The sequence below is a fragment of the Streptomyces spongiae genome (assembly GCF_009377185.1).
GTDB classification, from domain to species: domain Bacteria; phylum Actinomycetota; class Actinomycetes; order Streptomycetales; family Streptomycetaceae; genus Streptomyces; species Streptomyces spongiae.
This window is the reverse complement of sequence record NZ_VJZC01001007.1, coordinates 1-1,768: the sequence shown is the minus strand read 5'-3', so window position 1 is coordinate 1,768 and position 1,768 is coordinate 1. Positions and strand designations below refer to the sequence as shown.

General features: G+C 77.0%; 1 protein-coding gene. It reads right to left on the bottom strand.

Going from position 1 to position 1,768, the window contains the following annotated elements; all coding sequences use genetic code 11:
- Window positions 1–1,768 (bottom strand): helicase-associated domain-containing protein (locus tag FNH08_RS49650; protein WP_152778566.1); only part of this gene is annotated, 1,768 nt, incomplete at both ends.

Here is a 1,768-nt window from a genome sequence, read left to right as displayed (position 1 = left end):
GTGCGGTGGGCGTGGGCGCGGGTGATCAGGACGTCGCCCTCGGCGGACTCGGCGGCCGGTGCGTAGCCCAAGGAACGCAGGCCCTCCAGCAGCGTCGCCGGGTCCGCCTGGGCGGCCAGCACCGTGGGGGCCAGGCGGCGCAGGCCGAGGGGCGCGGACCGTTTGTCGGCGAGGATCTCGCCCAGGACCGTGTCGTCGTCGCAGCGTACGTAGGCGGAGGCCGCGCCGACGCGGAGGTGGCCGTGTCTGCGGGCCACGTCGTCGATCAGGTACGCGAGCGGCTGCGGGACCGGGGTGCGGGAGTGGGCGGTCAGGAACGCGTGCAGGTCGGAGGCCGCGCGGCCCGCGTCCAGGGCGCGGCGCACCGAGGCCGGGGTGAAGCGGTAGACGGTGGCCCCGCCCTTGGACTCCACGTCCGCCAGCACGTCGAGCGTGTCGGCCAGCGGGCGTTGCAGCGGGCCGGGCGCCACCGCCGTCAGGTCGGCCTGGAGGAGGACGTGGTCCAGGGGTTCGGGGAGCAGCGGCGCGAGGAGGCCGGCGGCACGGAGTGCGGCGGCGGCCTGCTCGGCCGTGCCCGGGGACAGGGGCAGGGACAGGGGCACGGACAGGGACTCCGAGGGGGCCGTCTGTGGGTGCAGGTGGTGCGCCGGGAGCTTGTCGCCGGGCTCCTCGGGCAGGTCGGCCGCGTCGGCGGGGGTTTTCGGGGGCGGGCCGAGCAGCGCCCGGCCGTGTGAGGACAGTGCGCCGCGGCCGGTGACGCCCAGCATCTCCGCCTCGGACAGGGCCCACTGGGCGAGCCGGGAGCGCAGGTCGTCGTGCGGGGCGCCGGGTGCCGACTCGGCGCCGGAGGGGGTCTGGGTGCCGCCCTGCGGGCCACGCAGTGGGCGTTCCCAGCGGAGGCGGGCGAGGACCGAGTCCGCCGTGGCCGACGTGCCCTCGGGGAGCCCGGCCAGCAGGGCGAGCACCCGGTGGCGGACCTCCGGCGCGGCCGACCGGTCCAGGGCCGGGCCCAGCGCCGACAACGTACGGTCCTTCGCGTCCCGCCCACCGACCAGGCCCGCGGTACGGGTCGCCGACAGCCACGCCGTGGCCAGCCGCGTCCAGCGCTCGGCGGTGGGCAGCTCCATCCACTCGTCGTACGCGGGCGTGGCGGCGTACCGTTCGTCCGCCTCGCCGTCGGATGCCAACAGGCCCGCCGCGTAGGCGAGTTCGACCCAGAAGGCGGCGATCGGCTCGGACACGTCGAGGGCCACGGCGGTGCGTTTGAGGTCGCGGACGCTCAGGCCGCCGGCCCGCAGCACGGTGGGGCCGCCCTCGTCCCAGTCCTTCAGCAGCTCCTCGACGGTCGCGAGCGCCGTGTACGCCTGGCCGGCCGCCGCGGCGTCCACAGCCTGTGGACCGTGCGTGGCGGCGGCCTCCAGGGGCGGGGCCAGCGGTTCCGTCTCCCGGTGCGCCCGGCCGTCCCGCAGGTGCAGGGCGACCTCGCGGGGCAGGGCGACCGTGCCGGGCGCCGTCGGGACGAGCAGGGCGCGGTCCAGCAGCCAGCGCAGATGGGGCGCCGGGTGGGCGGTGACCTGGCCGTAGGGCGGGCCCCAGACCAGGCGGGTCAGCACGTCCAGCGACTCGGCGGGCGCGGTGGTGAGGAGCGCCGTCATACGGGTGCGGTCGGTGAACAGGGCGGTGAGGGACGCCACGGCCGAGACCGAGTCGTGGGTGCTGGGGAGACCGGCCGTGGTGAGGATCTCCTGAACGCGGCCCGGTGACATGC